The organism is Bradyrhizobium sp., assembly GCF_016462955.1.
Classification (GTDB): Bacteria; Pseudomonadota; Alphaproteobacteria; order Rhizobiales; family Xanthobacteraceae; genus Bradyrhizobium.
Window position 1 is genome coordinate 516 of the sequence record NZ_JAEMSD010000556.1, and the last position, 3,669, is coordinate 4,184.

Annotated in this window: 4 protein-coding genes and 1 pseudogene; all 5 read right to left on the reverse strand. The window is 65.4% G+C overall.

The genetic code is table 11. The features are described 5' to 3' along the window. Positions 1-417, reverse strand: a pseudogene (locus JHD07_RS34250) (glutaminase); the annotation flags it as partial. 156 nt (positions 418-573) lie between these two features. After that, positions 574-1,779: an MFS transporter gene (locus JHD07_RS34255; protein WP_291630208.1), complete on the reverse strand. Its 1,206-nt coding sequence runs from the start codon at positions 1,777-1,779 to the stop codon at positions 574-576. Beyond that, positions 1,779-2,627 carry a 3-deoxy-8-phosphooctulonate synthase gene (gene kdsA, locus JHD07_RS34260; protein WP_291630210.1) on the reverse strand — a complete coding sequence of 283 codons (849 nt, stop codon included), beginning with the start codon at positions 2,625-2,627 and terminating at the stop codon, positions 1,779-1,781. Before kdsA ends, JHD07_RS34255 begins: the two co-directional genes overlap by 1 nt. 117 nt (positions 2,628-2,744) lie before the next feature. Next, complete coding sequence (locus JHD07_RS34265; protein ID WP_225125229.1) at positions 2,745-3,071, reverse strand: NIPSNAP family protein; 327 nt, start codon at positions 3,069-3,071, stop codon at positions 2,745-2,747. 80 nt (positions 3,072-3,151) lie between these two features. Further along, a partial coding sequence (locus JHD07_RS34270; protein WP_291630214.1) for a gamma-glutamyl-gamma-aminobutyrate hydrolase family protein occupies positions 3,152-3,669 on the reverse strand: 518 nt, incomplete at its 5' end.

The window sequence follows — 3,669 nt, forward strand, 5'->3', positions numbered from 1 at the left end:
TCGTAGATCAGGCCCGAGCAGGCGATCGCACCGGCATTGACCATCGGGTTGAACGGACGGTTGTCATTTGTGAGCCGGATCGAGTTGAAGGCTTCCCCGCTGGGCTCGACGCCGATGGTGGCCGCAACGCGCGCCTCGCCCACCATCTCCAGCGCCAATGCGAAGACGAACGCCTTCGACACCGACTGGATCGTGAACGGCACGTTGCTGTCCCCGACCTCGTAGACATGCCCGTCGATGGTCACGAGCGCGATGCCGAAATGGTCGGGGGTTGGCACGCTTCAGTTCGGGAATATAGTCGGCGAGCTCGCCGGAATGATCGACCCTGAACTCGTCGTGGCAATCGGTGAGAAAGCGCCGCAGCGGCGGCCGGGTCGGATACCCGGTAGATCGGGCCGCCCCTGCTGTTTCGGGCAAACGGTCGGGCTGGGCGTCCACGGTTCTCGCACCTCGATTTGCTCAGAATCGAAGCAATTCGTGTGCCATGTATACGGGGCGGACGGTCGTGGTGGGGAGCGATCCGCGCCCAAGTGACTTCATGGACGTCATCCTATGGACGTCTCCTCGCGAACGTCAGCGCGCATCCGCCGGTGCCCGCTGCTTGAGCAGCCGGGCGCAGACGAAGCCCAGCACCACCATGATCGCAGCGCTCGCGAACAGGGTCGGCATCTTGCCGGCGTGATGCAGTCCGAAGCCGTAGGCGAGCGGTCCCACGGTCTGGCCCATGAAGAAGAAGAACGAATGCAGCGACAGCGCGGTGGCGCGCGCCTCGACCGAGAGCTCGCTGGCGAAGACCTGGAGGCAGCCATGGGCGATGTAGAAGCCCCACCCCATCACGACGAGGTTGAGTGCCTGCACCTCCCAGCGCGGGCCGAAGGCGACGGCAATGAGCTGCGAGGCGACCAGGGTCATGCCTGCGATCATCATGCCCTTGACGCCGAGCCACGGCAGCAGCCGCGACACCGTCAGCGTGTAGAACAGCCCGCCGACCGCAAAGCCGGCGATGACGAGGCCCGCGATCGAGAGCGAGGTCTGGCCGAGTTCGAACAGGAACGAGGCGATGTAGGGAAACAGGCCGAGCACGCAGCAGCCTTCGATGAACACCGCCGAGTAGCAGATATAGGCATTCGGATTGGTGAAGATGGTGCGATAGCCGGCCTTCAGCGCCGACAGGCTCGTCTTCGGCGGATGCTGGACCTTGGCGCCACGAAAGCCGGCCGCGACCGCGATCGACGCCACGATCACGAGCGCCCCGAGCACCGCCAGCACGCCGCGCCAGCCGAGGAAATCGCCGATCAGGCCGGAGGCCGAGGCGCCGAGCAGATTGCCTGTCATTGCCCCGGCAAGCGTGCGGCTGATCGCGACCTGGCGCTTCTCCGGCCCGACGAGATCGCTGGTGAGGCTCAGCGCCACCGGAAAAACGCCGCCCGAGCCGATGCCGGCGAGGATGCGGGTCGCGAACAGCACCGAAAACGAGGTCGAGAATGCGCCGAGGATGTTGGCGAGACCGAGCAGCGCGAGGCAGCCGATCATCAGCCGCGTCTTGCCGAACAGGTCGGCAGCGGCACCGATGATGGGCTGGATGATCGAGAAGGTGAAGGCGAACACCGCGGCAAAGCCCGCGGCTGTGGCGATGCTGACGCCAAAATCCTCGGCGACGTGCGGCAGCACCGGATCGAGCGCGCGTGCCGACAAGGCTGCGGCAAAGCTTGCGCCTGATATGACGTAGAGTGCTGTCGGCAAGCCGTGATCGTGCGGCCGCGCCTCGCCTTCATGCATCAGCGCGGGTTCTTTGCGAGCGCGTCGAATGCCATCAGCCTGGCGATCAGCCCCTCGAACTCGCGCAGAGGCACCATATTGGGTCCATCCGAGGGCGCGCGGTCCGGATCAGGATGGGTCTCGATGAAGACGCCGGCGACGCCGACCGCCACCGCCGCGCGTGCCAGCACCGGCACGAATTCACGCTCGCCGCCCGAGGAGGTCCCCTTCCCGCCCGGCTGCTGCACCGAATGGGTGGCGTCGAAGATCACGGGCGCGCCGGTGGTGCGCGCCAGGATCGGCAGCGCGCGCATGTCCGAGACCAGCGTGTTGTACCCGAACGATGCCCCGCGCTCGGTGACGAGCACGTTGGCATTGCCGGCGCCGGTGATCTTGGTCACGACATTGGCCATGTCCCACGGCGCCAGGAACTGTCCCTTCTTGACGTTGACGACCTTCCCGGTCGCGGCCGCCGCGAGCAGGAGATCAGTCTGCCGGCACAGGAAGGCGGGGATTTGCAGGACGTCCACGGCCAGCGCCACCTCGGCGCATTGTGCGGCGTCGTGCACGTCGGTCAGGACAGGCAGGCCGAGCGAGGAGCGGATCTCGGCGAAGATCGGCAGCGACTGGGCGAGGCCAAGCCCGCGCGCCGCCGATGCGCTGGTGCGGTTGGCCTTGTCGAAGGAGGTCTTGTAGACGAGGCCGATGTTGAGCCGCGCAGCGATCTCCTTCAGCGCGGAGGCCACCTCCAGCGCATGCTGGCGGCTTTCGAGCTGGCAGGGTCCGGCAATGATCGAAATCGGCAGATCATTGCCGAACCGGACCTTGCCGATCGTGATGACCGGCGCCGCTGACGTCGAAGAGCTCAAGGCAAATCCCTCGTTTCGGCGCGACCATAGCCCTGATGAGGGTCGGATCAACCCTCTTCCGCCCGGGTCGTTCGAATATCAGGGTTGCACTGATGTTCCTCGCCGCGACAGGGAGCGCTACTTCACCGCCGAGAAGGCGGTCGGCGTCAGGATCTGGCTGACGATGTTGGCGACGATCTGGCCGTCGGCCTCGCTCTCGGCGCGCGCTTTCATCCAGTCCGGATCAGTCATGAACGCGCCCCACTTCTTCTCGCGCTCGGCGAGCGAGTCCCAGGCCAGGAAATAGGTCAGCTCCTGATTGGATTCGCCGATCAGCGTGGTGAAGAAGCCGGCCTGCTTGATGCCGTGCTTCTCCCAGATCTTCAGCGTGGCGGTCTCGAAACGCTTCAACAGCGCCGGCAGACGGCCGGGCACGCAGCGATAGACGCGCATTTCGTAGATCATTGCAGTTCACTCCCTGCGTTGTTGCTCTTGCGGCGGGAGTTGTCGCAACAAATCACACGATCGTCAAAGGCGAAGAAGCGCTACACCAGCCGGCTCTGCACCATCGCCGCCTGAATGAACGAGGCGAACAGCGGATGCGGCTCGAACGGCCGCGACTTCAGCTCGGGGTGAAACTGCACGCCGATGAACCAGGGGTGATCCTCGTACTCGACGATTTCAGGCAGCACGCCGTCGGGCGAGAGCCCGGAGAATTTCAGGCCGTGCTGCTCGAGACGGTCCTTGTAGGCGGTGTTGACCTCGTAGCGGTGGCGGTGGCGCTCGGAAATCTTGGTCGCGCCGCCATAGACCTTCGAGACGCGGCTGCCGCGGTTGAGCGCCGCCGGATAGGCGCCCAGCCGCATCGTGCCGCCGAGGTCACCGGCTTGCGTGCGCTTCTCAAGTTCGTTGCCGCGCAGCCATTCCGTCATCAGGCCGACCAGCGGCTCCTTGGTCGGACCGAACTCGGTCGAATTGGCGTCCTCGATGCCGACCAGGTTACGCGCAGCCTCGATCACCGCCATCTGCATGCCGAAGCAGATGCCGAAATACGGCACGTCGC

Bases quoted from the DNA above. Each gene is read 5' to 3' on its own strand.
- JHD07_RS34255 (WP_291630208.1), bottom strand. From the start codon at position 1,779: ATGCATGAAGGCGAGGCGCGGCCGCACGATCACGGCTTGCCGACAGCA.
- JHD07_RS34265 (WP_225125229.1), bottom strand. From the start codon at position 3,071: ATGATCTACGAAATGCGCGTCTATCGCTGCGTGCCCGGCCGTCTGCCG.